Genomic DNA, 23992 nt, shown 5'->3' with positions numbered 1-23992 from the left:
TGGTCTCTCAGTGCAGGACCAGCCCACCGGACACGTTCAGCGCGTCCCCGGTCAGGTAGTCGGAGTCGCTGGAGGCGAGGAAGAGCGCGGCGCGGGCCACGTCGCGCGGCTCGCCCACACGACCCAGCGGGGACCGCGCCGACCAGCCGGCCGCCTCCCGGCGGTCGTGACCGCCGACCCCGCCCTCCCCCACCACGAGGCCCGGGCAGAGACAGTTGACCGTGATGCCGTGCGGGCCGAGCTCCTCCGCCGCGGCCCGGGTGAGCGCGGTGACGGCGGACGTCGCCGCCGCGTGGTGCGCCTGCCCGCCACCGGCCGTGCACCCGGCCCCGGCCACGTTCACGATCTTGCCCACGCAGTCGTCCCCGGGCCCGCGCAGCGCGATCATGGACCAGGCCGCGGCCTGCGTGGTCACCAGCATGGTGCGGGCGGGAGAGGTGACGGTGTCGCCGAGGTCCGCCGGCTCGAGTTCGAGCAGCGGCGCGAAGCGGGCGGTGCCGGCGTCGTTGACGAGGACGTCGATCCCGCCGAGCCAGGCGATCGCCTTCTCCATCGCCTCCCGGGTGGCCGCGGCGTCGGTCAGGTCGACGCCGTACGCCCGGCCGTGGACCTCCGCCGCCAGCCGGGCGGCCTCCTCCGCGGCGGGGTCGAGGACGGCGACCCGGGCGGCCTCGGCGGCGAAGGCGCGCACGATCGCCGCCCCGATGCCGCGGGCGCCGCCGGTCACCACGACCCGGCGTCCGGAGAGTCGGTTCACGACGCGTCCCCGGCGACCGCACCGGGGCGGGCCGTGTCGGGGGTGGGCAGAGGAGCCAGGAGAGGAGTGGCCATGAGGCGGAGCTGTCTTCCATCAGGGGATGCGGTCCGCGGCGCGCGGTACCCCCAGGAGGCGCCCTCACACCGGACCGGCGACATCGTCGTACCCCGCTGGCAGGCTCCGGCCATGACGACGGCCCGCGACCTCGCGCTGCTCCGGCTGGTGGCCCAGCGGGTCGCCGGCCCACCGCCGGCCACCGCGACCAAGGCGGTCCGCCTGCTGACCTGCGTGCAGGGGCAGGACCTGCCGGGCGCGCTGACGTCAGTGGCGCTGCGGACGGCAGAGCGCACGCGGGCCGGTGTGGAGGCGGCGCTGGACGGCGGGGAGGTGGTCCGCTCCTGGCCGATGCGGGGCACGCTGCACCTGCTGCCCGCCGAGGACCTGTCCTGGATGCTCGACCTGCTGGGGCCGCGGGTGCTGGCCGGCGCCGCCCAGCGGCGGGCGGCGCTCGGGCTGACCGAGGCGGAGGCCGAGCGGGCGCGCGAGCTGGTCACCGCGGCGCTCACCGGCGGCCGGCGGTGCGGGCGCAAGGAGCTGCTCGCCGTGGTGGCCGACGGCGGGGTGGCCGTCACCGGGCAGCGCGGCTACCACCTGCTCTGGTACCTGGCGCAGACCGGCACCCTCTGCATGGGGCCGATGGCCGGCGGCGAGCAGGCGTTCGTGCTGCTCGACGAGTGGGTGACCGCGCCGCGGCGGCTCGACCGCGACACCGGCCTGGCCGAGCTGGCGCTGCGCTACTTCCGCGGTCACGGGCCTGCCACCGTCGCCGACCTCGCGCGGTGGGCCGGACTGCCGCTCACCGACGTCCGGGCCGGGGTGGCCGCCGTCCGCGACCGGCTCGCCGCCGTCGAGGTCGACGGCCGCGAGCACCTGCTGGCGCCCGAGACCCCCGACCTGCTCGCCGAGCACCGCGCCGACGCGGCCGGGCTGTTCCTGCTGCCCGGGTTCGACGAGTTCGTCCTCGGCTACGCCGACCGCAGCTGCGCCGTCCCGCCCGAGTTCGCCGACCGCATCGTGCCCGGCGGCAACGGCGTCTTCCGGCCGACCGTCGTCCACCGCGGGCGGGTGCTGGGCACCTGGGCCTGGCAGGGCCGCGGTGCCAGGCGCTCGGTCACCGCGACGCCGTTCACCACGTTCCCCGACGAGGTCGCCGCCGCGATCCCCGCGGCGGCGGCCGCCCTGCCGTGAGGCGTCGGTACTCGCGCACCACGAGCACGGTGATCGCCAGGTCGAGCGCCGCGGCAGCCCAGAGCACCGACGACCCGGTCCGTGCCGCCCGGTACGCCTCGTAGCCGATGAAGACGGCGAGGACGCAGATCGCCACCGGGTACGCGGGCCGCAGCTCGCGCAGCAGGGCCACGACCAGACCCAGCTTCACCAGGCCGTGGAGGGTCAGGTAGACGACGGCGAACGTGTGGTCGCCACCGCCCAGCGCCGCCTCCCCGGCCGTGACGCGCTCGGCCAGGGCGCCGCGCGGGCTGCCCAGCAGGTGGTGCGCGACCACCCGACGGGTCAGCTCCCCGAGCTCTCGTGGGCCCACCAGCGCCAGAGCGACGCCCGCGAGCAGCTCGACCGCGCCGTCGAGTCCCTTGAGGAGCAGGGCGGCGCGCAACAGCCGGTCGGTGGTCGTGCCCGGCATCGTCCTCGGCGGGGGCGACAGCGTCCAGGCCCCGCCCCGGCCGCGCGGCGCCCTCCCGCGGCGGCTCCCCGACGCGGCCGACGGACCGGCTCAGCTCGCCGGCTGCTGCGCGAACCGCTCCAGGTCGTCGAGCACCAGCCCGGCGCCCAGCGGCCCGATCGCCAGGAACCAGCGGTCGTCGTCCACCTCGAAGGCCCGCCCCTCCTGCACCGCGGACAGCCCCTGCCACAGCCCGCCGGAGGTGACCTGCCCGGCGGCGGTCCGGCCCTCGTCGCCGTAGGAGGCGGAGAAGAGGAGGTCGCCGTCAGCCCGGTCGATCTGCTCGGGGCTCACCTCGACGAAGGTCTCGGCGGTGCGCTGGACCTCGGGGCGGGCGAAGCCGACGTCGCCGAGGACGTCGCCGATGAACGAGCCCTCGCCGTAGAGGCGGACCGCCGAGCCGTCGAGGAAGCGCACCACGCTGACCTCGGTGGCCGCGGGGTCGCCGTACAGGGCGCCCACCTCGGCGGCCCGCTCCTCGTGGTCGGCCAGCAGCTGCTCGGCCTCGTCGGGAAGGCCCAGCGCCTCCCCGGCCAGCCGCAGGTTGTCCTCCCACGTCTCCCCGATCGCCTCGGCGAAGACGGTCGGCGCGATCGCCGACAGCTGGTCGTAGATCTCGGCGTGGCGCACGGAGTTGGACAGGATCAGGTCCGGGTCCAGTGCCGCGATCTCCTCGAGGGCCGGCTCGGCGATCGTGCCCACGTTCGCGATCCGGGCCGGGTCGACCCTGGCGTCCTCGATGTAGGCCGGCAGCTCGTCGCTGACCCCGGTGCGCACCGCGCCGACCGGGGTGACGCCCAGCGCCAGCACGGCGTCGAGCTCACCGGTGTCGAGGACGACGACCCGCTCCGGGGTGCCGGTGACCTCCGTGGTGCCCGCAGCGTGCTCCACGGTGCGGACCGCGGCGGCCGCGGTGGACGGCGCTGCGGCCGTCGTCCCCTCGTCCGCCGAGCCGCAGCCGGCCAGCACCAGCCCCGACGCCACCGCCAGTGTTCCCCACGTCGTCCGCACCGCCGCCTCCTCGCGTCGCCGGCACCTCCGGCACGGGAGAACTTAGGACAGCCTCTCCTAAGCCGGGTTCACCGGGTCGGCCCGCTCGACGACGAACACCGGGATCTCCCGGTCGGTGCGCTGCTGGTACCGCTCGTACTCGGGATAGACCGCAACGGCCCGCTCCCACCACTGCCGCTTCTCCTCGCCGGTCACCTCGCGGGCCACGCCGTCCCACGGCTCGGGCCCGTCCTGCACGGTGACCTGGTCGGGGTGCGCGCGGAGGTTGGCCACCCACGCCGGGTCCTTGGGGGCGCCGCCCTGCGAGCCCACCATGGCGTAGGCACCCTCGTGCTCGACCCTCATCAGGCCGTTCTTCCGCACCTTCCCAGTCCTCGCACCGCGGGTCCAGAAGACGGCGATCGGGATCCCGGTGTCGCGCAGCGTGTTGGCCTCCCGGCCCCCGGTCGCCTCGTAGCGCTCGACCTGCTCGCGCACCCAGGCCTCGGGGCTCGGCTCGTACTCACCTTCCAGCGGCATGTCCCGACCGTAGGTCGGCTACCGGCGCCCGGCCAGGGCGTGCCTGACGGACCCATGCCGATGGGAGGGACGGCCAGGGGGATGCTCAGCAAGGCCGAGAGGCCGTCGGATACCGGGGTTCGTGTCCGACGGCCTCTCGAACGCAGCGGAGCGCCGCCTGGGCGGCGCCACCGAGGCTGGAGGTTCGTCAGACGCGCCCTACGGAGCGGTGAAGTCGACGGTGTGCGGCACGAAGAAGCTGAGGTTGTCGGTGACCAGGCCGTCGCTCTCCCGGATGCCCAGACCGGCCGGCTCGCCGTCGACCACCCAGGCCCCCAGCACCGGGTGGTGCGGACCGTCGACGCCGGAGAAGTCGGGCAGCGGTGCGAACTCCTGCACGATCCAGCCCTCGGTGCCGTACCGGCCGGGCATCTCCACCGCGACCTGCCCGTCGCGGACGATCTGCACGTTGGCGCCCTCCCGGCCCCACAGCGGCTTGCGCACGAACGTCTGCCAGGACGAGGGCATCTCGTCGGCGAAGTAGGCCGGCAGCAGCAGCGGGGAGAGCGCCGCGTCGCTGCCGAAGAGCTGCCACAGCACCGGCAGCAGCGCCTTGGTGCTCCACAGCATCTTGTAGGCCGGCTCCACCCAGGTGGTCCCGCCCGGGCGGGCGGCGTCGGCGAGGACGGCGGGGCCGAACTCGTCCTCGATCAGCCACTCCCACGGGTAGAGCTTGAAGACGACGTCGAGGTGGCGGCCCTGCTGGTCGTAGAAGCGGCCGTCCCCGTCGTCGAGCGCGATGTCCTCCACGACCAGCTCGATCGCCTCGTAGCCGGCCTGCACGACGGTGTCCATCAGGTACGCCACGGTCATCCGGTCCTCGCCGGAGCGCTCCTCCGACGTCCAGGCCAGGTGCACCCGCGGGCGGACGCCGGTGCGCCGCTCCCAGCGCAGCAGGTTGCGCTGCCAGGCGGCGACGAGCTTGTCGTGCAGGGCGTTCCACTGGTCGGCGCCCTGACCGGTGAACAGGTGCCAGTTCCACTGGGTCACGGCGGACTCGACCAGGCCGGTCGGGGTGTCGGCGTTGAACTCCAGCAGCTTCGGCGGGCCCTGCCCGTCGTAGCGCAGGTCGAAGCGGCCGTAGACGCTCGGCGGCTCGGTCTCCCAGGTGCGGCGGATCTCCGGTCGGGCGATCGGCGGGATGCCCATCCGGTCGAACAGGTCGTGCTCGACGACGTGGTCACCGGCGGCCACGCACATCTCGAACAGCTGCGCGACCCAGCCCCCCAGCTGCTCCACCTCGGCCATCGTGAAGTCGTAGAACGGCCCCTCGCGCCAGTAGCTGCGCACCTCGCCGCCGGGCAGGTCCGTGCGGTTGTAGACCAGGCCCTGGGCCTCGATCTCGGCCTCCCAGCCCGGGCGGACCACCCCCGCCTCGACGCGCCTCACTCCCCAGTCCTCTCCTCGCCCGGGTTTGGCGGCCCCGTCCCGGGTCCCGCCCTGAGCCTGCGAAGGGTGGGGAGGACGGGGTCCTTCATCAACTCCCCGCGCCGACGCCGGAGCCGGTGCCGGAGCGGCCGCCCACGCCGGAGCCGATGCCGCCGGTGACCCGGGTGCCCCCGGTGACCTTGCCGGTCGAGGGCAGCCCGGCGCGCTGGCGGGCCGCCGTGTCGGTGGGGTTGATGCGCGTGCCCCCGCGGGGGAGGACGGTGCCGACCGGCAGGCCCGGGCGGAAGCCGCCGAGGTACAGGAAGAAGAACCCCGCGCCGGGGCCGCGGTAGCCGTCGTCGCAGTAGTCGTCGTCGACGATCTCGCCGTCCTCGTTCGTGCAGTAGGCGACCTGCTCCTGCTCCTCCTCGTCCGTGCCGCAGGCGGCGAGGAAGCCGGTGGCCGCGGTCGCCAGCACCGTCGTCGTCAGGGCGCTGCGGACGCGGTTGGAGACCGCCATGTGCTCTCCCGGTGTCTCAGGGGTGTCCGCCGACCCTAGATCGATCCGGTCCGGCGGTGGCCATCGCCGCACCCGGGTGCCGGATCCGGGCCGGAGTCGTACGGTTCGGCCTCCGAGGTCCGTTCCCTCGCGGAGGCGCTGATGTCCGACCGCCAACCCCCCGAGATGGCCCAGGTCGCCAGTGAGACCGGGGCCAAGAAGGTCCACCGGACCTGGGACCGCGTGCTGGTCAGCGCCTTCCTCGCCGGGGCCTACATCTCCTTCGGCGCGCTCGTCGCGATCACGGTCTCCTCCGGCCTGGACCCCGCCACCTGGGGCACGCTGCCGACGCTGTTCATGGGTGCCGCGTTCACCCTGGGCCTGGTCCTGGTGCTCATCGCCGGGTCCGACCTGGCCACCGGCAACATGATGCTGGTGCCGCTCGGCGCGATGCAGGGCCGGATCAGCATGGGCGACGTCGCCAAGAACCTCACCCTCGTCCTGGTGGGCAACCTCATCGGCGCCCTGTTCGTGGCCTACTTCCTCGCGGTGCAGACCGGGGTCATCGGGGCGCCGGGGGCCTCGGGGAGCGCCGCGCTCACCCACGACCGGCTGGCCTCGATCGCCGAGGCCAAGGGGCTGCACGAGTCGCCGTGGCAGGTCTTCCTGCGCGGCGTGGGCTGCAACTGGCTGGTCTGCCTGGCGGTGTGGATGTCGCTGGCCGCCCAGTCCGTGTCGGGCAAGGTCCTGGCGATCTTCTTCCCGATCATGGCGTTCGTGGCGATGGGCTTCGACCACGTCGTCGCCAACATGTTCTTCCTGCCCGCCGCCATCTTCGCCGGCGTCCCGGACCTCGGTTGGGACGACGTGCTGCTCAACTGGCTGATGGCCGGGGTGGGCAACCTCGTCGGCGCGGTCGTCTTCGTCTCGACGTCCTACTGGTACCTGTTCCTGCGCGACCAGCCGTCCGAGCAGCCCAGCCGGACGTCGACCGGCGGGGAGGCCGCCGAGCGCGCATGACCCGCCTCCGCCGGGGGAACCGCCGCTGCGGATGGCACCGTCTCGGCGTGCCAGGCGACCAGCAGCACGGCGACCGGGAGGGTGCCCACCGATGAGGTACAGCGAGGGAGCAGACCTCGATCCGTCGGGCGTGCAGGACCGCCGGGGTGGCGGCGGTCTCGGGGGCGGGCGTGGCCTCGCCGTCGGCGGTGGTGGGCTGGGCCTGGTCGGCGTCCTCGTGCTGGTGCTGTTCCAGGTCCTGGGCGGCGGTGGTGGGGACGGCGGGACCGGCGCGGCGCTGGGCCAGTTGAGCGGGCTCGGCCAGGGGGAGACAGCCGACAACAGGCAACTCGAGCAGCAGTGCCGGACCGGGACCGACGCCAACGAGTCGCTCGACTGCGCCGTCGTGGCCGACATCGAGTCGATCCAGGACTACTGGTCCGGCGTGCTCGGCGCGGACTACCGGCCGACCGACACCGTGTTCTTCGCCGGCTCGGTGCAGACCGACTGCGGCGGCGCCACCAGCGGCTCGGGGCCGTTCTACTGCCCGGGCGACCAGCAGGTGTACATCGACCTGTCCTTCTTCGACACGCTGCAGCAGCAGTTCGGTGCGCAGGGCGGGCTGTTCGTCAACGCCTACGTCATCGCCCACGAGTACGGCCACCACGTGCAGAACGTGCTCGGGATCAACCAGCAGGTCACCCCGGGCGAGACCGGGCCGACCAGCGGCACCGTGCGCCTGGAGCTGCAGGCCGACTGCTTCGCCGGCACGTGGGCCAACCACGCCGAGACCGTGCCCGACGAGTCCGGCGAGCCGCTGATCGCCGAGATCACCCAGGACGACATCGACCGCGCCCTGGACGCCGCGGCCCGCATCGGCGACGACTTCATCCAGGAGAACCTGGGCGGCGGCACCGTCGACCAGGACGCCTTCACCCACGGTTCCTCCGAGCAGCGCCAGCGCTGGTTCACCACCGGCTACGAGACCGGCGACCCCGCGCAGTGCGACACCTTCGCCACCGACGACCTGTAGGAGGACCCGCCCGCCGACCACGGTGACCAGCTGGGACCACCGTCGCGGGTCCTGGCTCACCACCGGCTCGAGCCCGGATCCGCGACGACCGGCTCACCTGGTCACCGGGCCGTGGGCCGGCTCAGACCACCGACCGGACGGCCTCCTCGTCGGCCTCCACCGCGGCGCTCCACTCCGCCTTCTCGGCGCGCCAGCGCTCGTCGTCGCGGCCCAGCCGCCAGTAGCCGGACGCCGAGAGCTGCTCGCGGGGCACCGAGCGCTCCACCCGCAGGAAGCGGCGCAGCTCGCGCACGAAGCCGGCCTCGCCGTGCACGAAGGCGTGCAGCGAGCCGTCGGGCAGCGCGGCCCCGCGGACGGCGGCGACGAGGGCCTCCCCCGGCAGCCCGGCGCGGTGCACCCAGGTCAGCTCCACGCCCGGCGCCGGCGGCAGCGGCTGCTCCTCGGCGGCGTCGGCGACCTCGACGAACACCCGCGCCACCGCTCCCGCGGGCAGCCGCTCGAGCGAGGCGGCGATCGCCGGCAGGGCCGTCTCGTCGCCGGCCAGCAGGTGCCAGTCGACGTCCCCGCTGGGCGCGTAGGCGCCCCCGGGGCCGAGCAGCTGCACCAGGTCGCCGGGCCGGACGGCCTGGGCCCAGGGCCCGGCCAGCCCCTCGTCCCCGTGCACGACGACGTCGAGGACGAGCTCGCCGGCGTCGGGGTCCCAGCCGCGCACCGTGTAGGTGCGCAGGCACGGCCACCACTCGCGCGGGTGCTCGGCCTGCACGGCGTCCACGTCGAACGGCGCGGAGTACGGGGCACCGGCGGGCGGGAGGACCAGCTTGACGTAGGCGTCGGCGAAGGTGGGGGCGAAGCCGGCCAGACCGTCCCCGCCGAGCACCACGCGGACCAGGTGAGGGGTCGGGCGCGACGTCCGCAGCACGGTGGCCAGCCGGGGCGTGCGCGGGCGGCGCGGGGCCTTGTCGGCCATGGCGGGGCTCCCTCGGGTCGGGCGCTGACAGGTAAGGCTCACCTTAGTCCGCGTTCCCGGAGAGGCGGGCCACCGCAGGGAACGAGGGTCACACCGCCACCCGCCAGGGGTACCGGGAGGGCTCCACCGGCCCCCTGCCGCCCCGACCACGGCGCCCCGTATCGCCGTCCCCGCACGCCTCGTGCCGACGGCCGTCGACACGCCATGTGTGGGTGATCGTTTGTCGGGTACCGCCTCGCCCGACCACGACGTATGCCGAGGAGGAACGATGACTCACTCCATCGACGCCCCGTTCCCGCCGCCGCCCTCCACCGGCACGGGCGCGACCAGCGCGACCAGCGGAACCACCGCGACGACCACCACGACCACCACCTCGACGGGCTCCCCGTCGACCACCGACGTGGCGAAGGACGAGGCCCGCAACGTGGGCCAGACCGCCGCCCAGGCCGGCAGCCAGGTCGCCTCGACCGCCGCCGACCAGGCCAGGGAGGTCGCCCACGAGACCCAGCGGCAGGCCCAGGACCTGCTGCACCAGGGCCGCCAGCAGCTGCGCCAGCAGACGGTGGCCCAGCAGCACAAGGCCGCGACCGGCCTGAGCTCGCTGGCCCAGGAGCTGCGCGGCCTGGCCGACGGCAGCAGCCAGGGCGCTCCCGGCCCGGCGCGCGACCTGCTCCAGCAGGCGTCGGGCTACGTCGAGCAGTTCGCCGACCGGCTGCAGAGCCGCGAGCCGGCCGACCTGCTGGACGACGTCCGCGCCTTCGCCCGTCGGCGGCCCGGCGCCTTCCTGCTCGGCGCCGCGCTCGCTGGTGTCCTCGCCGGCCGGCTCACCAGCGGCGTGAAGGCCGCGCACTCCGACGGCTCGTCGTCCACGGGCTCGCAGCAGCAGTACCGGACCGACTACACGCAGACCAACTACGTCGACCCGGCGCCGGCCTACTCCGGCTACGCCGAGACGACCTCCTACGAGACGACCACCGGGTACAGCGGCACGGCAGCGACCGGCAGCCCGGTCCCGCCGCCGCCGTACGGCACCACTCCGCCCGCGGGCGCCGCGGTCCCGCCGACCACCCCGGCCGGCTGGGACGACCCGACCCGCCGTCCTGGTCAGGGGGTCTGAACCCGATGAGCTCTCCCTACTCCGGCGCGACGCCGGTCGGTTCGACGCCGGGCCAGGACCCCTACGGCCAGGGCAACTACGCCGTCGGCCCGGACGAGTCCTACGGCGCCCACAGCGGGACCCTGGGCACGCCGACGACGAGCGAGGGCCGGCCCGACGTGGAGGGCACCTCGGTCGGGCAGCTGTTCGGTGAGCTGGCCAAGGACCTCTCCACGCTCATGCGGCAGGAGGTGGCCCTCGCCAAGGCCGAGGTCCAGGCCGAGGCGAAGAAGGCGGGCAAGGGCGCGGGCATGATGGCCGTCGCCGGTCTCGCCGGGTTCCTGACGGTGCTCTTCCTGTCCAACGCCCTGTGGTGGGCGCTGGAGAACGTGATGGACGCCGGACTGGCCGCGCTCATCGTCGCGGTCCTGTGGGGCGTCATCGGCGCGGTCGCCTTCTCCATGGGCAAGAAGAAGCTGCAGCAGGTGAACCCCAAGCCCGAGCGCACGGTGGACACGCTGTCCGACGTCCCCAGCGCCCTGAAGCCCAACTGACCCGCGGCCCCGCGCCCCTCAGACATCAGGAGGACCTGAGATGACCACCAGCAACGACCCCGAGGCGATCCGCCGGCAGATCGAGCAGACCCAGCGTGAGCTGAGCTACGACGTCGACGCCCTCAACGAGAAGGTGAACCCCTCCCGCGTGATGGACCGCCGGGTCAGCGCGGCCAAGGGCCGCGTCTCCCGCGTCAGGGACCGGGTCATGGGCAGCGCCCAGGAGACCCGGTCCGCGGCCCAGTACCGCACGCAGAACGCCGCGGGCACGGTGCAGGACAAGGCGCAGGGCGCTGCCGAGTCCGTGCAGGGTGCCGCGCAGCAGGCCGCGCACGCGGTGCAGCAGGCCCCGGACACCATCGTCCGGCAGGCCCAGGGCAACCCGCTGGCGGCGGGCCTCATCGCCTTCGGTGTCGGCTGGCTGGTTTCCAGCCTGCTGCCGGCCTCGGAGCGGGAGCGCCAGCTGGCCGAGCAGGCCGAGTCCGCGGTGCGCGAGCACAAGGACACGCTGCTGCAGCCGGCCAAGGAGGCCGCGCAGGAGATCCGCGAGGAGCTCCAGCCCGCCGCCCAGCAGGCGGTCCAGGAGGTCAAGTCCACTGCGCAGGACGCCGCCCAGACCGTCAAGCAGGAGGGCCAGTCCGCCGCGCAGGACGTCCAGGGCCAGGCCCAGCAGTCCCGTCAGACGGTGCAGAGCCAGTCGGGCAGCTGAACGAGGGCCCCGTCCCGGGTCCCACTCCCCGCAGCTCGGGGTAGGACCCGGGACGGGGCCGCGGCCCGACCTCAGCAGGGGGCCGCTGCACTCCTCCGCCGCGCCCCGCCGGGTCCTCCCGGCGGGGCGCGCGTGCGTCCGCGGCCGGTTCCCCTGTTGGGGTGAGACCGCGCCGGGCGGGCTGGAGCGCGGTCCGGGGGGCGCCGACGTCGTCCGGGACGACACCGCCCGAGCGAGGGAGCCCGACCCGTGCCGACCGCAGCGCCGCGCGTCCTGGTCGCCGACGACGAGGACGACATCCGGGCACGGGTGGGACCGGCCGTCCGCCGGGCCGGCTGCGAGCCGGCCGCCGTAGCGACCCCGTGACCGCTCTCGAGCCCGCGCCGGCCGAGGAGCTGACCCGGCTGCGCGCGGAGAACGCCGCGCTGCGCGCCCGGGTGCAGCACCGGGACGACGAACTGGAGGTCGCCACGCGCATGCTGCAGGCGCGGGCGCAGACGATGACCAGCGTCATCGACGCGGTCACCGAGCAGTCGATCATCGGCACCGACGTCGACGGCGTCGTCCGCGTCTGGAACCCCGGCGCCGAGCGGATGCTGGGGCTGCCCCGCGCCGACGTCGTCCGCGCCCGGTCGATCACCGAGTTTCACCTGCCCGAGGAGCTCGCGGAGGCCGGTGGCGGACTCGCCGCGCTGGTCGGCACCGCGCAGGAGCAGGGCAGCGACGTCCGGGACTGGACCTACGTCGCCGCGGACGGCACCGAGCTCACCGTCTCGGTCGCCGTGACCCCGCGCACCGACGACCGCGGCGTGCACGCCGGCTGGAACTTCGTCGGCACCGACATGACCGAGGCGCGGGCGACCGAGCGGATGAAGGACCAGTTCGTGAGCCTGGTCAGCCACGAGCTGCGCACCCCGCTGACCTCCATCCTGGGCTACCTGGAGCTGCTCCTCGACGACCCGGGGCTGACCGACGAGCAGCGGCAGTACCTGGGCACGGTCGAGCGCAACGCCCAGCGGCTGCTCCGGCTGGTCGGCGACCTGCTGTTCACCGCGCAGGTGGACGCCGGCCGGTTCAGCCTCCAGCCGGAGGACGTGGACCTGGCCGCCGTCGTCCGCGCCGCCGAGGAGACGGTGCGGGTGGTCGCGGGCGCGACCGGCGTCGAGGTCTCGGTCGACGTGCCCGACGGCGGCCTGCTGGTGCACGGCGACGCCGTCCGGCTCGGGCAGGCCTGCGACAACCTGGTCGCCAACGCGGTCAAGTTCACCCCGGCCGGCGGCCGCGTCACCCTGGCACTGCAGGCGGCCTGGCGCACGCCGGACGGCGGGGTCGAGGCCCCGCAGGACGGCGCCGTGCCCGTGGCCCGGCTGTCGGTCAGCGACACCGGCATCGGGATCCCCGCCGGCGAGCAGTCGCAGCTGTTCGCCCGCTTCTTCCGCGCCTCGACCGCCCGGCGGCACGCGGTGCCCGGCGTCGGGCTGGGCCTGGCCATCACCCGGGCCATCGCGGCCGCGCACGACGGCACCCTCGAGGTCAGCAGCGTCGAGGGCCGGGGCACCACGTTCACCCTCACCCTCCCCCGCTGACCGGCCCCCGCGTCGCAGGACCCCGTCCTCCTCACCGCTCGCGAGCTCGCGGTGAGCCTCGGGACGGGACCCGGCGGGAGCCTGCGAGCGATGGGCGCGGGGATCCTCCGTCTTGCGCGCTTCTTGCGGTCGGCGGGCGGGGAGGCTGCGGTTGGGCGGCCAAGGTCGTCCCTGTCGTCGGGTCACCCGATCCCGGCGCAGGGCTGCCCACCACCCGGCGGCCGGCCGACGAGGAGGACGAGTCGTGAGCGCTCTGCGGAACGCCCTCGTCGTCGGCGCCGACGCAGCCGGCCGCGCGCCGCTCGCCGGCCTGCTGCGGGTGGCCGGGTGGGAGGTGTGGGAGGCGGCCGGAACCCGCGACGCCCTCAGCCTGGCCCACCGCCTGCACCCGGACCTGGTCGTCACCGACCTGGACGGTCCGGCCGGCGACGTCCCCGCCCTGCTGCGCCGCCTGCGGCTGGTCGGCTGCCGCGCCCACCTGCTCGCCGTGACGGCGGACGCCGACCCGCAGGCCCGGGCTGCCGCGCTCGAGGCCGGCGCCGTCGCCTGCCTGCCCAAGCCCGTCGGCGTCGGCCTGCTGCTGGACCTCCTCGGCCGCCGCGCACCCGGGCCGCAGGCGCCCGGCGCTGCCGAGCCGCCCGCCGGGGTCGACGACGTCGACACCGAGCTCACGGACCGCTTACAGCGGTGCTACGCCGCCGCGCTGCCCGACCGGCTCACCGCCATCGCCGACGGCGCTCGCACCGGGGACGCCGTGTCCCTCGCCCGGGACTCGGCCACGCTCGCCGGTACCAGCGCCCAGCTCGGTCACCCGGAGATCGCCGCGGTCTGCCGGGCCATCGCGCGGGAAGCCCGGCGCGGGGGCCTCGCCCACGAGCTGGTGGTGGAGCTGCGCACCGTCGCCGGCTGCTGACGGACGACCGCGGCCCCGTCCCCGGGGCCGCCCCGAGCCTGTGAGGGGGGAGGACGGGTCCTCGGTCAGGCCACCAGGCGGTAGCCGACACCGCGCACGGTGCGGATCGACGGGGACGAGAGCCCCGCGGCCTGCAGCTTGCGGCGCAGGTTGGACATGTGCGCCTCGACCAGGCGGACGCTGCCCTCCCAGTCGGTCTGCCAGACCTCGCGCAGCAGCGTCTCCCGCTGCAGCACCCGACCCGGCCGCGAGGCCAGTGCGGCGAGCAGGTCGAACTCGGTGCGGGTGAGGTCGACGACGGCGCCGTCCACCCGCACCTCGCGGCTGTCCTCGTCCACCTCGAGCTCGGCGAGCCGGAGCACCGCCTCCTCGACCGGAGCGGGCTGCGGGGCCGGGATGCGCGGGCGGCGCAGCAGTGCCTGCACCCGCGCGACCAGCTCGCGCGGCGAGAACGGCTTGGCCATGTAGCCGTCGGCGCCGACGGCCAGCCCGATGAGCAGGTCGACCTCCTCGGCGCGCGCGGTGAGCATGAGGACGTAGCACTCGCTCCCGGCCCGGATCTGCCGGCACACCTCGGTGCCGTCGGCGTCCGGGAGGCCGAGGTCGAGGACGACGACGTCGGGCGCGGAACGACGGACCTCGGCCAGCGCCTCGGCGCCCGACGCGACCGCCCGGACGTCCATCCCCGCCCGGCGCAGGACCGTGCAGACCAGTTCCCTGATCTCCTCGGTGTCCTCGACGACGAGCACGGACTGCTCGGACACGACGTCCCCTCCTCCTGCACGGCGACCGACGCCGACCCGGAGGCGGGCGTCACCTGACCGGGTGATCGGCGGTGGCCCGAGCCGTCTTGAGCGCGGGGTGCCGCCCTCACCCGGACGGAGGAGCAGGTCAGCCGCGGTCCGCGTCGGCGGGACGGCGCAACTCGACCGCGACGGACGCGAACGGCGCCGTCGCGCCCCGGTGCACCGCGACGACGGCCAGACCGCGGTCGCCGGCCAGCCGGGCGACGGTCGCGACGACGTCGCCCTCGGCCCCCGGCGTCATCACCGAGGAGGCCACCACCACCCGGCCCGCCGGCGCGAGGACCCGCGAGACGACGTCCCAGGTCACCTCCTGAGCCGGGTCGCAGAGGGCCCGCACGTTGAACGACACGACGACGTCGAAGGGGTGCGGGCCGAGGTCGGCCTCGTGCAGGGCTGCCGCCTGCAACCGGACCCGGCGGGCCTCGACCGCCGCGCGGTTGCGTCGGCCGGCCGCGGTGACCATGGTCGGTGAGCGGTCGACGCCGACCACCTCGCCCGCCCGCTCGGCGAGCAGGGCCACGAGGACGCCGTGGCCGCAGCCCACCTCCAACACCCGCTCGCCGGGTCGCGGCGCCACCACACCGGCGGCCCAGCCGAGTCGCGCCGAGGCACCCACGCCGCCCACGGTAGGTCCCTCACCCCGACGGGTCGGGTGCCCGAGGACCCGCGCTCAACCACGGGAGCCACCACGTCGAAGGAACCGGCACCTCACTCCCGAGGGAGCCCCCGGGGCCCGCTGCCCCGCTCAGCAGGAGGACCGCCATGATCGGTCTGACCCGACGCACCGGCGAGCGCTGCCGCCTGGACCCGGACCACATCGAACGGGTCGAGGGCGGGTACGACACCGTCGTCATCACGACCGACGGCAGCTCCTACTGCGTCCGCGAGACCGTCGACCAGGTCATCGGACGGATCGTCGAGGACCGCGCCGGCGTGATCGCGGCCTGCTACGTGCTCGACCGCGGTGAGGACGCCGACCCGCAGGGCCTCGGCGGCTCGGGGACCCAGCCGCAGGCGCACGCGCCGGCGCCCGTGGTGCCCATCCGGCTGCCCTGACCGCACCGGACGTCGCCTCACCCGGAGGGAGGGGCGCACCCGTCCCGGGTCAACACCGGCCGGCAGCGGCCGATGCACTCCCCCGGAGGACACCGGACCAGCGAGGAGACGTCGTTGAAGATCGCCGCTCGAGGGCTGCCTGCCACGGACGTGCAGGTGTACAGCGAGGTCGCCCAGCTGCTCGACCGCCGGGCGGCGCTGAAGCACCCGCCGTTCAGCCTCACCGTGTCCGACCCGGTGGCGCTCGGCATCGCGCGGCTGTTCCGCAGCACGTCGCTGTCCGGCGAGGTGCTGGACCGCTTCGCCGCCGGCGGGAGCGTCGACAGCGACGAGCTGGTCGAGGCCGCGCGCTTCGAGCAGGGCTACGCCTCCGCCGAGGGCTACGCCGCCCTGCGCTGCCTCGTGCTGTGGGTCCACAACCGGACGCACCGCACCGAGCAGCGGTCGTCGCGCGCGGGCTGACCCGCCCGGGGCGCCCGCGTCAGCGCTCGCGCACCAGCGCCTCGTCGCGATCGGCGGCGGGGTCCCGGCGAGCCCAGTGGCCGGCCAGCAGCGACCCGGACACGTTGTGCCAGACCGAGAAGACGGCCGCCGGCAGCGCGGCCGCGGGGCTGAAGTGCACCGTGGCGAGGCCCGCGGCCAACCCCGAGTTCTGCATGCCGACCTCGATGCTGATGGCCCGCCGGGCCGAGACGTCCATGCCGCAGGCACGCGCGATGGCGTACCCGAGGGCCAGGCCGAGACCGTTGTGCAGCACGACCGCGAGGACGACCACGAAGCCCACCGAGGTGATCGTGTCCGCGCTGCCGGCGACGACGACCACCACGACGGCGGCGATCCCGACGACGGAGACCAGCGGCAGCGCCGGGAGGACGCGCTCGACCAGCCGGGGGACGACGAGGCGCAGGACCAGCCCGAGCAGGACCGGCACGAGGACGATCTGCACGATCGAGGTGAACAGGCCCCCGGCGTCGACCGGCAGGTACTCCCCCGCCAGCCACAGGACCAGCAGCGGCGTGAGGAGCGGGGCCAGCAGGGTCGACACCGAGGTCATCGCGACGGAGAGGGCCGTGTCCCCCTTGGCCAGGTAGACCATGACGTTGGACGCCGTCCCGCCCGGAGCGGCCCCGACGAGGACGACGCCGGCGGCGATCGCCGGGGGCAGGCTCAACACCTGGGTCAGCAGCCAGGCCACCCCGGGCATGACCACGTACTGCGCGGCCACGCCGAGCAGCAGCGCCCACGGCCGCCGCGCCACGATCGCGAAGTCCGACCCGCGCAGGGTCATCCCCATGCCGAGCATGACCACCATCAGGAAGTACGGGACCAGCGCGCTCCCCGAGGCGAAGGTGTCCGGCGTCGCCAGCGCGGTGCCGCCGGCCACCACGACGATGAGGGCGAACCAGCGCCCGACGAACGCGCCCAGGGCGGCGATGCTGTCCACGGGGGTCCACTGTCACAGCGGGTTGCGGGAGCGACAACCACAGTGTCGGTACTGGTATGGGCACCACCACCCGGGAGTCGTCGGTGCCGACGGCGAAGATGCGGGCATGGTGGCCTTCTTCCTCCCGCGGGCGAGCGACGACGAGCAGGCGGAGCGGCTCTACGAGGCCCTCGCGGAGTTCGCCGGGTGCGAGCCCGCTCCCCCGGGACGGCGCGTCCAGGCGATCGCCTTCCTCCAGGACGGCGCCCGATGGGTCGCCGAGGTCGGTGCGGAGCTGCGCGGGCAGCGGACGACGCAGCAGCTGCGCCGCGGGGAGGTCGTCGAGCGCACCGAGACGCTGGCGTCGTCCACGCGGGTGCTGGCCGTCTACCCGGGCCCGCCGTTCGTCGTCGTGACCGACGCCCAGCCGATCACCGGCACGCCGTCGGAGTGGGCCAACCCGTTCTCCGCGGACCCGGACCGGGTCACCTGGTTCGACCCCTCCTGACCCCGCACCGCCGGGCGAGGGGACACCGGTGCGGGCCTGCGGGAGCCACCGGGACCCGGCGGTACCGTGAGCGACAGGAAGCAACGCCGGTTCGAGAAGACGGACCGGACGACCCAGCTCACCGGGAGAAGCCCCGGTCCGGAGGTCTCGCAGTGCAGTCTGCGACCAGGTCCTTCTCACCCCCGCCACCGCGGTCCCCGGAACTCCCCGGGCTGCCTGATGCGGCGCCGTCCCCGTGGCTGGTCTCCGCCGCCCGGGCGTGGCACGCCGAGCCCGACGAGGACGCCGTCGCCCGGTCGGTGGCCCGGTCGGTGGCGGTCCTGCTGCCTGCAGGTGTCTCGGTGACCGTCACCCGCCTCGGTCCCGGCCGCCGTCCCCTGCCGGCTCCGGACCCGACCGGGCCCCGGGCCTGGCTCGACACCGTGCAGCTGACCGCCGGCGAGGGCCCGCTGCCGGAGGCGCTGGCCGGCCGGACCACCGCCGGCGACGACCTGCGCACCGCCCCGTGGCCGCGGTTCAGGGACGCCGCGCGCGACCACGGCGTCCGGTCGGCGGTGTGCCTGCCGCTGGATACCGGCACCGCCGTCCTCGGCGCCCTGTCGGTCTACGCGCCGGAGCCGGCCGACTGGTCCGGCGCGGGCAGGCGGCTGCTCGAGCCGGTGGCCGCGCACGCCGCGCTGGCCCTGGCCGCCGTGCAGCGCGCCGTCCACCTCAACCGCGGGCTCGAGAGCCGCGACGTCATCGGGCAGGCCAAGGGGGTGCTCATGGAGCGCCACCGGATCACCGCCGACGCCGCCTTCGACATCCTCGCCCGGGCCTCGCAGGAGACCCACCGCAGGCTGCGCGACGTGGCCGAACTGGTGACCGAGACCGGCGAGACGCCGCAGCCGCGCGGTGGCTCGGGTACCGCCCGATGACGGCGGCGGAGGCCACCACTCGAGGACAGCACGGCTGGGTGGTGCTGGACAGCGAGCTGGCCCACGAGGAGGTCGTCGGGGACTTCGTCCTGGACGGGCTGCAGCAGGGGGACTGCGTCCTGCTGGCCGGGATGGGCGCCCCCGACGAGAACGTGCGACGACGCCTGCAGCGGGCGGGGGTCGAGCTGGGCGCCTGCCCCGACCGCGGCCGGGCCGCCCTGCGCGCCGTCCCTCCCGACCCGGCCGCGCTCGTGGCGTCGGTGGACTCGGCCCTGGACGACGGCTTCCCCGGCGTCCGGTTCAGCGGGGCGATCACCGAGCCCGGGGCCGGTCCGTTCGAGCCGGTCGTCGACGAGCTGGCACGGACCCGTCCCCTGACCGTGCTGTGCCCCTACCTCTCCTCGCTGCTCGGGTCCCAGCGGGAGGCCGCGCTCGACTCCCTGCACGACGAGCGGGTGCACGCGCCCGCCGCCTACGACGACGACTCGTTCCGGCTGAGCCGACGCGGCGAGGCGCTGCGGCTGACCGGTGAGCTGGACGGCAGCAACACCGAGGCCCTCCGGGCGGTGCTGGCTGCCACCGCAGGTCAGGACGGCGGCTCACGCGTGTGGGACGTGAGCGACCTGCACGTCCTCGACGTCTCCGCCGCCGACGCCCTGGTGGCCGCTGCCGGTCCACCGCCGGGGCTGACCGTCCGCGGCGCCACCCCGCTGCTCGGCCGGCTGCTCACCGCCGTCGCGGCCGACTCCCCGGACGCCGAGGTCCGGATCCGGGCGACGCCGCACCCCGAGGGACCGGTGTCATGAGCGGCGGTGGCGCCGCCGCCCCGGTGCACCGGTCCGTCTCCCCCACCGGTCCGGACGAGGCCGCCGACCTGGTGGAGCCGAGGGGACTCGAACCCCCGCCCCCCGCACTGCCAGGCCGTCGTGATCCCGTTCGTAGAGGTCCACAGCCGTTCCGAGTGCCGCTCCAGCAGCAGACACGGACTGCCGTGCACTGCGACGCCCGACCCGGGATGCGCTCGATCGCAGCCACGCCTGCGACGACCGACGGGCGGTCGATCAGCTGACCGCCGGACGGGGTCACAGCCTGTACAGCGGCGGGTTCGGCAGCACCACCCGTCCGAAGGTGGACGCGCTGACCCCGGCCAGGCACGCGTACCAGGCGACGGCAGCGGTCACGAGGCCCAGATAGCCGCCGAACGTGGTCAGGCCCTCGTTGTGCGCCACGTCCCCGGCCCCCAGCACGAAGAACGTCGCAGCAAGGAGGGTGAAGAGCAGGGCCAGCACCGCGGTGGTACGCAGGGAGGCGACCCACATGACCACCGTGAAGATGCCCCAGCTGATGAGGTACCAGCCGACGACGGTCGCCCGGTCATCGGCGTCCGGGATGTCGGCCGCGTAGAAGGTGACGAACGCCCAGAACGACAGCCAGAAGGCGCCGTAGGAGCTGAAAGCGGTCGCCCCGAAGACGTTGCCCTTCCGGAACTCCCACATGCCGGCGAGCACCTGGATCGCGCCCCCGTAGGCGAGTGCGACGCCGAAGACGATCGGCTCGCCGGCCGCCGGCAACAGTCCTGCGTTGAACAGGCTCAGCAGGAACGTCGTCAGCGCGAAGCAGCCGAGACCCAGGGGCGCAGGGTCGGCGATCATCCGCACGTTCTCCGAGGCGAGCTCCCTCGCCATGGCCACTCGGCCGGCCGTCGGGTCGCTCAGGTCGGCGAGGAACTCACTGCCCCCTCGTGCGGTCCTCGTATCGGTGTCGGGTGCTGCGTTGACTGCCACTGCCGGACCCCCTCCTGATCGATGCCGGGAGCGGCACAGCCGGCACGTGCGCCGCGAGCGGCTCCGGCACAGCTGACGAGACGTCCGTGGTCTGCGATCCACGACCTCCGCGGGGCCCATCGAGGTCGAGGCCGTCTCGTGGCACCGCCGATCCAGCGCGGTGATCACTCCCACCCCCGGCCGGTGGCGGGCAGTCCCGGTCGTCGGGCTGCGTCTGGTTGCTCCACCTGGCTCTGGGTGGCCGTTCACATCGACTGCGCCCTCCCCGCACAACAGTGATCGGGGTCACATCGAGGCGTCAAGGCAGCTCCGGCGTGTCAGGCGGCGACGGCACCGGTGATCGCGACGTGCAGCGCGTCCCGGTTGAGCGTGTGGTCGGAGGTGTCACCGCCCACTGACGCCGCCGGTTCCAGCCAGTCCGCGAGGGCGAGCTGCCCGGCCTCGCAGGTGCAGGAGGCCGGCAGCAGTCGACGCTGGATCCCGGCGGCCGGGCAGAACGGTGTGGTGCGCTGTCCCCGCTCGAACACGTCGGTGTACCGGCGAGTGGCGAAGACGACGTCGGCCAACGCATGAGCGGCGGCGGCGACGTCGGCGACCGACGTCGGAGCAGGTACCCGGGCCTCCAGGGGCACCCGTGCCGTCGATGGACGTCGCGCGTCGTCGACGGTGGACGGACGTCGTGCCGACTGCTGCAGACCGGTGGCGGACTCCGTGGTGGCCCGGCGGACGACCACGCCCCGCAGCCACGACCGGCGAACGGAATGACGGCCGGCCGGCGACCGCACCTGCATGCTTGGACGATGCCGGCGGAGCGCAACGACGGAACGGGCACCGGCGACGAGGCCACGGATCCCGCACCCGCATCACGGCGGGGCGCCGTCCACCGCTTGATGAGCCGCACGTTGGGCAACGCCTGGAACGACGACATCTTCACCGAGTCGGCGGCCGCGGCGTTCTGGCAGACGCTCTCGCTGCCGCCGCTGCTCCTCGGACTCTTCGGCATCCTCGGCTACGTCGGCGGCGCATTCGGGCCCGACACCATCGCCGCGGTGCAGCAGTGGATCATCGACCTCACCGCCGGGGTGTTCAGCCGCAACGCCCTCGAAGAGATCATCGCCCCGACCGTCGAGGACATCCTCAGCACCGCCCGTGCGGAGGTCATCTCGATCGGGTTCGTCCTCTCGTTCTGGTCGGGCTCGTCGGCGATGGCCTCGTTCGTCGACGCCATCACCCGCGCCTACGACCAGTACGAGGTGCGCAACCTCGTCTGGCAACGACTCCTGTCGATGATCATGTACCTCGTCGGCCTCGTCACCGGGATCGTCGCCCTGCCGCTCCTCGCGCTCGGGCCGGAGCGGGTCCTGCCCCTGCTGCCCGACTCCTGGCAACGGGGCGTGGGCACGGCCTTCGACACGGTCTACTACCCGGTGCTCGGCCTCGTGCTGCTGCTGGCGCTCACGACGCTGTACCGGGTGGCGCTGCCGCTCAAGCCGCCGTGGTACCGCGGGCTGCCGGGAGCTCTGCTCGCCGCGGTGGTCTTCCTCGTCGGGTCGACCGGACTGCGGCTCTACCTCGACTGGTTGACCGGTAGCGGCTACACGTACGGCGCGCTGGCCGCACCCATCGCGTTCCTGCTGGCCACCTTCTTCATCGCGCTGGCGATCATCCTGGGGGCACAGCTGAACGCCGCCATCCAGGCGCTGTGGCCGGTGCCGCTGCGTGACCGCCGCGGCCGGCTCGAGAAATCCGGGCCCGGGACGCCGGAGCTGCGCCGGACCGTGCGCGACGACCCCGAGGCCGCCGCCGCGGTGCTCGAGCAACTCGCCTACACCGTGGAGCGTCCCGCGTCGTCGGCGCGCCAGGACTGAGCGGGAGCGTGGCGCGGACGAGTAGATCGCGCCGGGGCGAGCAGCCTCGGCGGGTCGGCAGGCGTAGCGTGACGGTGGCGGTCCCCCCTGGCACCCCGCTCCGATGCCGTGCTGGATCCGACGTTTCCTCTACCCGCCACATCACGGCGGAGTCAGGCGGCTGTCATGACCCGCCCTGCACAGGCACGCACACTGGCCGCCGCCGACAGCAGATCCCCGGCCGAGCGGATGCAGGAACTCGCTGACAGCGCACCCCAGCCGCTGGACCGAGCGGACTGCGCCGCCTGTCCGCACCCGGTGGCCCGTCACGACTCGCTGGGACCCCGGTTCCGCCACGCCACCCTCAAGGCCGCCATCGCCCGAGGCTGCATCTGCCGACCCTCCTGAGCCGGCGGTCCCGATGTGCTATCGGTGGTGGCGCCGGCTCGGTAGCGCCGACCGTCCAGCAGATCGGTCCGGCCCGGCCGCCACTGCTGCCTCGTCCAGTGCCCGGACGTCCGCAGTCGTCCCTGACCGGGCGTTTCCTCCAGGTTCTGCCCGTACGCGCGGCCATCCGCTCTTGGTGCCTCCCGGCCGGGACCCGCCCCCTCCCTCGACAGGCTCTCCTCGTCGCCCCGGAGTTCGGGCCCTCAGGAACTCACTGACGCCACCCCATCGCGCTCGGGTCGCTCTCCTCGCCGAGTGACCACCACGCGAGCTGTCCCGTCGCCAGGGTCACGTGACCGAACTCGCTCTGGCCCGGCAACCGCGCCATGAGCGTCACGGATCGGTTGCTCGCCCGAGCCGTCACGAGCTCCTCGGCGCAACTCGTCAGATCGACGGAGTGGTCCAGTTTCCACACGAGGTCCGTCCCGGCCATCCTCAGCACCTTCGCCATGTCCTCCAGCACATCACTCGCGGATCCGGATGAGCCACCGGACCGGCGCGGCGATGCCGGCCCTCACCCCGGAAGAGGAACGGGACTACCTGCGCCGCCAGGTGCTCACCTCCCGGAACGTCCGCGGCGGGCGCTTCGTCGACCTGCTCCTGGGCGGTCTGAACTACCAGGTGGAGCACACCTCTTCCCGAGCATGCCGAGGCCCAACCTGCGGCGCGCCCAGCGACTGGTAGCGGCCTTCTGCGCGGAAGAAGGGCGTGCGCTACGTCGGGAACGGTCTGGTGGACTCGTACCGGCAGGTACTCCAGCACCTCCACGACATCCCGCAGCCGGCCACGAGCCCGACGTCTTCCCCTGGCTGAACCGAACCTCGCAGCGGCCCTCTGAGCCGCGCGGAGCTGCAGGACCTCCGGCACGTCCACAGTTTCGGGCCCATCGCCCCCGGGCGCGACGTCGACACGCTCCAGCGGTCCTCGGGCACGCCGACCCGACGACGATGCTGAGCAGCCACGGCCGCGTCCGGCCACCGCGGAGGACGGGACGAGGAGCGCCTCCGAGCGGCTGCGTGCGGACAGCCGCGGACTCGAGCACCTCCACGCCCTCCGACCAGCGCAGGTGCTCACAGTCAGACGGTGCAGCGGCACGAGGAGCGTCTCTTCGGCCGCCGTCAGGCGACAACGGAAAGGGACGCTGACCAGCGCCTTGGTTGCTGAGTGGAGCCGGGTGCAGTTGGCCGGGATCGGGCAGGTTGCGGACTGTCTGCGGACTGGCATGCACGCGGTCGGGCGCGTCGGCGACCTGCCGCACTGGGAAGACGTTGCAGGAGCAGGTCAGCCCGGCCTCGATCAGGGGCCTGGTAGGTGGCGGTGGCCGCCGACCGCATCCGATCGTCGACATCGGCGGCTTCCACTGCCTGAAGCACCTCGAGCAGGGCGGACTGGTTCAGGGCCGATGGCAACGGACAC

At 74.4% G+C, this 23992-nt stretch carries 29 protein-coding genes and 1 pseudogene; 16 read left to right on the top strand and 14 right to left on the bottom strand.

What is annotated here, in order from left to right:
• Positions 1–7: 7 nt before the first annotated feature.
• Positions 8–757 (bottom strand): SDR family NAD(P)-dependent oxidoreductase, encoded by a 750-nt coding sequence (locus BMW27_RS10390; protein WP_091443455.1) that lies wholly within the window; start codon positions 755–757, stop codon positions 8–10.
• A gap of 186 nt (positions 758–943) precedes the next feature.
• On the opposite strand from BMW27_RS10390, the gene BMW27_RS10385 reads away from it, so the two are divergent.
• Entirely contained in the window at positions 944–2005 is a 1062-nt protein-coding gene (locus BMW27_RS10385) for a winged helix DNA-binding domain-containing protein (protein WP_091443452.1), read from the top strand.
• Here the strand turns inward: BMW27_RS10385 and BMW27_RS10380 are convergent.
• From BMW27_RS10380 to BMW27_RS10360, 5 genes are all read right to left on the bottom strand, one after another.
• Positions 1944–2456 carry a DUF2127 domain-containing protein gene (locus BMW27_RS10380; protein WP_091443451.1) on the bottom strand — a complete coding sequence of 171 codons (513 nt, stop codon included), beginning with the start codon at positions 2454–2456 and terminating at the stop codon, positions 1944–1946. The two genes, BMW27_RS10385 and BMW27_RS10380, sit on opposite strands and share 62 nt — an antisense overlap.
• Positions 2457–2546: 90 nt before the next feature.
• Positions 2547–3506, bottom strand: coding sequence for an ABC transporter substrate-binding protein (locus tag BMW27_RS10375; protein WP_091443448.1), 960 nt, complete (start codon positions 3504–3506; stop codon positions 2547–2549).
• A 57-nt stretch (positions 3507–3563) separates the two neighbouring features.
• Positions 3564–4025 (bottom strand): nitroreductase family deazaflavin-dependent oxidoreductase, encoded by a 462-nt coding sequence (locus tag BMW27_RS10370; protein ID WP_091443445.1) that lies wholly within the window; start codon positions 4023–4025, stop codon positions 3564–3566.
• A 198-nt stretch (positions 4026–4223) separates the two neighbouring features.
• Positions 4224–5453 carry a glutathionylspermidine synthase family protein gene (locus BMW27_RS10365; RefSeq protein ID WP_245743468.1) on the bottom strand — a complete coding sequence of 410 codons (1230 nt, stop codon included), beginning with the start codon at positions 5451–5453 and terminating at the stop codon, positions 4224–4226.
• 88 nt (positions 5454–5541) lie between these two features.
• Positions 5542–5952, bottom strand: a complete 411-nt coding sequence (locus tag BMW27_RS10360; protein WP_012947503.1) for a hypothetical protein — start codon at positions 5950–5952, stop codon at positions 5542–5544.
• Positions 5953–6093: 141 nt separating this feature from the next.
• Between BMW27_RS10360 and BMW27_RS10355 the strand changes: the two genes are divergently transcribed.
• Together BMW27_RS10355 and ypfJ are read left to right on the top strand one after the other, a co-directional pair.
• On the top strand, positions 6094–6951 hold the full coding sequence (locus tag BMW27_RS10355; RefSeq protein ID WP_091443442.1) for a formate/nitrite transporter family protein: 858 nt from the start codon (positions 6094–6096) through the stop codon (positions 6949–6951).
• Between the two features lie 91 nt (positions 6952–7042).
• Positions 7043–7963 (top strand): KPN_02809 family neutral zinc metallopeptidase, encoded by a 921-nt coding sequence (gene ypfJ / locus BMW27_RS10350; RefSeq protein ID WP_091443439.1) that lies wholly within the window; start codon positions 7043–7045, stop codon positions 7961–7963.
• A gap of 121 nt (positions 7964–8084) precedes the next feature.
• On the opposite strand, the gene BMW27_RS10345 is transcribed toward ypfJ, so the two are convergent.
• The gene (locus BMW27_RS10345) at positions 8085–8930 is read right to left on the bottom strand and encodes a siderophore-interacting protein (protein WP_091443436.1); all 846 of its coding nucleotides are present in this window, start codon (positions 8928–8930) and stop codon (positions 8085–8087) included.
• A 268-nt stretch (positions 8931–9198) separates the two neighbouring features.
• Between BMW27_RS10345 and BMW27_RS10340 the strand changes: the two genes are divergently transcribed.
• The 5 genes from BMW27_RS10340 (at position 9199) to BMW27_RS10315 (ending at position 13788) form a co-directional block, all read left to right on the top strand.
• A complete protein-coding gene (locus BMW27_RS10340) occupies positions 9199–10047 on the top strand; it encodes a hypothetical protein (RefSeq protein WP_091443433.1) in 849 nt (282 codons plus the stop codon).
• A gap of 5 nt (positions 10048–10052) precedes the next feature.
• Entirely contained in the window at positions 10053–10580 is a 528-nt protein-coding gene (locus tag BMW27_RS10335) for a phage holin family protein (protein WP_091443430.1), read from the top strand.
• A 40-nt stretch (positions 10581–10620) separates the two neighbouring features.
• Positions 10621–11289: a DUF3618 domain-containing protein gene (locus BMW27_RS10330; RefSeq protein WP_091443427.1), complete on the top strand. Its 669-nt coding sequence runs from the start codon at positions 10621–10623 to the stop codon at positions 11287–11289.
• A 362-nt stretch (positions 11290–11651) separates the two neighbouring features.
• Positions 11652–12875, top strand: coding sequence for a sensor histidine kinase (locus BMW27_RS10320; RefSeq protein ID WP_091443424.1), 1224 nt, complete (start codon positions 11652–11654; stop codon positions 12873–12875).
• 244 nt (positions 12876–13119) lie between these two features.
• Complete coding sequence (locus BMW27_RS10315; protein ID WP_175486468.1) at positions 13120–13788, top strand: response regulator; 669 nt, start codon at positions 13120–13122, stop codon at positions 13786–13788.
• Between the two features lie 65 nt (positions 13789–13853).
• Here BMW27_RS10315 and BMW27_RS10310 read toward each other — a convergent pair whose 3' ends face one another.
• Positions 13854–14552, bottom strand: coding sequence for a response regulator transcription factor (locus BMW27_RS10310; protein ID WP_091443416.1), 699 nt, complete (start codon positions 14550–14552; stop codon positions 13854–13856).
• Between the two features lie 127 nt (positions 14553–14679).
• Entirely contained in the window at positions 14680–15210 is a 531-nt protein-coding gene (locus BMW27_RS10305; RefSeq protein WP_217638113.1) for a class I SAM-dependent methyltransferase, read from the bottom strand.
• A 146-nt stretch (positions 15211–15356) separates the two neighbouring features.
• Here BMW27_RS10305 and BMW27_RS10300 point away from each other — a divergent pair, with 146 nt between their 5' ends.
• Entirely contained in the window at positions 15357–15650 is a 294-nt protein-coding gene (locus BMW27_RS10300) for a flagellar FlbD family protein (protein WP_091443409.1), read from the top strand.
• Positions 15651–15764: 114 nt separating this feature from the next.
• Positions 15765–16112 (top strand): hypothetical protein, encoded by a 348-nt coding sequence (locus tag BMW27_RS10295; protein ID WP_245743467.1) that lies wholly within the window; start codon positions 15765–15767, stop codon positions 16110–16112.
• Between the two features lie 19 nt (positions 16113–16131).
• Here BMW27_RS10295 and BMW27_RS10290 read toward each other — a convergent pair whose 3' ends face one another.
• Positions 16132–17094 carry a bile acid:sodium symporter family protein gene (locus BMW27_RS10290; protein ID WP_091443403.1) on the bottom strand — a complete coding sequence of 321 codons (963 nt, stop codon included), beginning with the start codon at positions 17092–17094 and terminating at the stop codon, positions 16132–16134.
• A gap of 106 nt (positions 17095–17200) precedes the next feature.
• On the opposite strand from BMW27_RS10290, the gene BMW27_RS23360 reads away from it, so the two are divergent.
• The 3 genes from BMW27_RS23360 to BMW27_RS10280 all read left to right on the top strand — a co-directional run bounded on the left by BMW27_RS23360 (position 17201) and on the right by BMW27_RS10280 (position 19304).
• Positions 17201–17581, top strand: coding sequence for a hypothetical protein (locus BMW27_RS23360; RefSeq protein ID WP_175486467.1), 381 nt, complete (start codon positions 17201–17203; stop codon positions 17579–17581).
• A gap of 152 nt (positions 17582–17733) precedes the next feature.
• The gene (locus tag BMW27_RS10285; RefSeq protein WP_175486466.1) at positions 17734–18498 is read left to right on the top strand and encodes a GAF and ANTAR domain-containing protein; all 765 of its coding nucleotides are present in this window, start codon (positions 17734–17736) and stop codon (positions 18496–18498) included.
• Entirely contained in the window at positions 18495–19304 is an 810-nt protein-coding gene (locus BMW27_RS10280) for an MEDS domain-containing protein (protein ID WP_139206871.1), read from the top strand. The genes BMW27_RS10285 and BMW27_RS10280 overlap by 4 nt, the downstream gene beginning before the upstream one ends.
• 276 nt (positions 19305–19580) lie before the next feature.
• Here the strand turns inward: BMW27_RS10280 and BMW27_RS10275 are convergent, their stop codons facing one another.
• On the bottom strand, positions 19581–20183 hold the full coding sequence (locus BMW27_RS10275) for an acetate uptake transporter (protein ID WP_091443392.1): 603 nt from the start codon (positions 20181–20183) through the stop codon (positions 19581–19583).
• 416 nt (positions 20184–20599) lie between these two features.
• Positions 20600–21073 carry a hypothetical protein gene (locus BMW27_RS23355; protein ID WP_175486465.1) on the bottom strand — a complete coding sequence of 158 codons (474 nt, stop codon included), beginning with the start codon at positions 21071–21073 and terminating at the stop codon, positions 20600–20602.
• A 99-nt stretch (positions 21074–21172) separates the two neighbouring features.
• On the opposite strand from BMW27_RS23355, the gene BMW27_RS10265 reads away from it, so the two are divergent.
• Together BMW27_RS10265 and BMW27_RS24580 are read left to right on the top strand one after the other, a co-directional pair.
• A complete protein-coding gene (locus tag BMW27_RS10265) occupies positions 21173–22150 on the top strand; it encodes a YihY/virulence factor BrkB family protein (RefSeq protein ID WP_245743466.1) in 978 nt (325 codons plus the stop codon).
• 165 nt (positions 22151–22315) lie between these two features.
• Positions 22316–22537 (top strand): RGCVC family protein, encoded by a 222-nt coding sequence (locus BMW27_RS24580; RefSeq protein ID WP_217638112.1) that lies wholly within the window; start codon positions 22316–22318, stop codon positions 22535–22537.
• Positions 22538–22787: 250 nt separating this feature from the next.
• On the opposite strand, the gene BMW27_RS10260 is transcribed toward BMW27_RS24580, so the two are convergent.
• The gene (locus BMW27_RS10260) at positions 22788–23027 is read right to left on the bottom strand and encodes a hypothetical protein (RefSeq protein WP_139206870.1); all 240 of its coding nucleotides are present in this window, start codon (positions 23025–23027) and stop codon (positions 22788–22790) included.
• A gap of 29 nt (positions 23028–23056) precedes the next feature.
• Here BMW27_RS10260 and BMW27_RS23685 point away from each other — a divergent pair, with 29 nt between their 5' ends.
• A complete protein-coding gene (locus BMW27_RS23685) occupies positions 23057–23260 on the top strand; it encodes a fatty acid desaturase family protein (RefSeq protein WP_217638111.1) in 204 nt (67 codons plus the stop codon).
• A 574-nt stretch (positions 23261–23834) separates the two neighbouring features.
• Here the strand turns inward: BMW27_RS23685 and BMW27_RS24575 are convergent.
• Positions 23835–23985: pseudogene (locus tag BMW27_RS24575) on the bottom strand (IS256 family transposase); the annotation flags it as partial.
• Between the last annotated feature and the right edge of the window lie 7 nt (positions 23986–23992).

This window comes from Geodermatophilus poikilotrophus, assembly GCF_900111455.1.
In the GTDB taxonomy this organism is placed as follows: Bacteria; Actinomycetota; Actinomycetes; order Mycobacteriales; family Geodermatophilaceae; genus Geodermatophilus; species Geodermatophilus poikilotrophus.
The sequence above is the reverse complement of the archived record's forward strand: the minus strand, read 5'-3'. Positions and strand labels throughout refer to the sequence as shown.

What these genes read in the sequence shown, in the direction of transcription:
- BMW27_RS10385 (WP_091443452.1), top strand. Translation starts at nt 944, where the DNA reads ATGACGACGGCCCGCGACCTCGCGCTGCTCCGGCTGGTGGCCCAGCGG.
- BMW27_RS10380 (WP_091443451.1), bottom strand. Translation starts at nt 2,456, where the DNA reads ATGCCGGGCACGACCACCGACCGGCTGTTGCGCGCCGCCCTGCTCCTC.
- BMW27_RS10370 (WP_091443445.1), bottom strand. Translation starts at nt 4,025, where the DNA reads ATGCCGCTGGAAGGTGAGTACGAGCCGAGCCCCGAGGCCTGGGTGCGC.
- BMW27_RS10360 (WP_012947503.1), bottom strand. Translation starts at nt 5,952, where the DNA reads ATGGCGGTCTCCAACCGCGTCCGCAGCGCCCTGACGACGACGGTGCTG.
- BMW27_RS10355 (WP_091443442.1), top strand. Translation starts at nt 6,094, where the DNA reads ATGTCCGACCGCCAACCCCCCGAGATGGCCCAGGTCGCCAGTGAGACC.
- ypfJ (WP_091443439.1), top strand. Translation starts at nt 7,043, where the DNA reads ATGAGGTACAGCGAGGGAGCAGACCTCGATCCGTCGGGCGTGCAGGAC.
- BMW27_RS10345 (WP_091443436.1), bottom strand. Translation starts at nt 8,930, where the DNA reads ATGGCCGACAAGGCCCCGCGCCGCCCGCGCACGCCCCGGCTGGCCACC.
- BMW27_RS10340 (WP_091443433.1), top strand. Translation starts at nt 9,199, where the DNA reads ATGACTCACTCCATCGACGCCCCGTTCCCGCCGCCGCCCTCCACCGGC.
- BMW27_RS10335 (WP_091443430.1), top strand. Translation starts at nt 10,053, where the DNA reads ATGAGCTCTCCCTACTCCGGCGCGACGCCGGTCGGTTCGACGCCGGGC.
- BMW27_RS10330 (WP_091443427.1), top strand. Translation starts at nt 10,621, where the DNA reads ATGACCACCAGCAACGACCCCGAGGCGATCCGCCGGCAGATCGAGCAG.
- BMW27_RS10300 (WP_091443409.1), top strand. Translation starts at nt 15,357, where the DNA reads ATGATCGGTCTGACCCGACGCACCGGCGAGCGCTGCCGCCTGGACCCG.
- BMW27_RS23360 (WP_175486467.1), top strand. Translation starts at nt 17,201, where the DNA reads ATGGTGGCCTTCTTCCTCCCGCGGGCGAGCGACGACGAGCAGGCGGAG.
- BMW27_RS10280 (WP_139206871.1), top strand. Translation starts at nt 18,495, where the DNA reads ATGACGGCGGCGGAGGCCACCACTCGAGGACAGCACGGCTGGGTGGTG.
- BMW27_RS10275 (WP_091443392.1), bottom strand. Translation starts at nt 20,183, where the DNA reads ATGGCGAGGGAGCTCGCCTCGGAGAACGTGCGGATGATCGCCGACCCT.
- BMW27_RS23355 (WP_175486465.1), bottom strand. Translation starts at nt 21,073, where the DNA reads ATGCAGGTGCGGTCGCCGGCCGGCCGTCATTCCGTTCGCCGGTCGTGG.
- BMW27_RS10265 (WP_245743466.1), top strand. Translation starts at nt 21,173, where the DNA reads ATGAGCCGCACGTTGGGCAACGCCTGGAACGACGACATCTTCACCGAG.
- BMW27_RS24580 (WP_217638112.1), top strand. Translation starts at nt 22,316, where the DNA reads ATGACCCGCCCTGCACAGGCACGCACACTGGCCGCCGCCGACAGCAGA.
- BMW27_RS10260 (WP_139206870.1), bottom strand. Translation starts at nt 23,027, where the DNA reads ATGGCGAAGGTGCTGAGGATGGCCGGGACGGACCTCGTGTGGAAACTG.
- BMW27_RS23685 (WP_217638111.1), top strand. Translation starts at nt 23,057, where the DNA reads ATGAGCCACCGGACCGGCGCGGCGATGCCGGCCCTCACCCCGGAAGAG.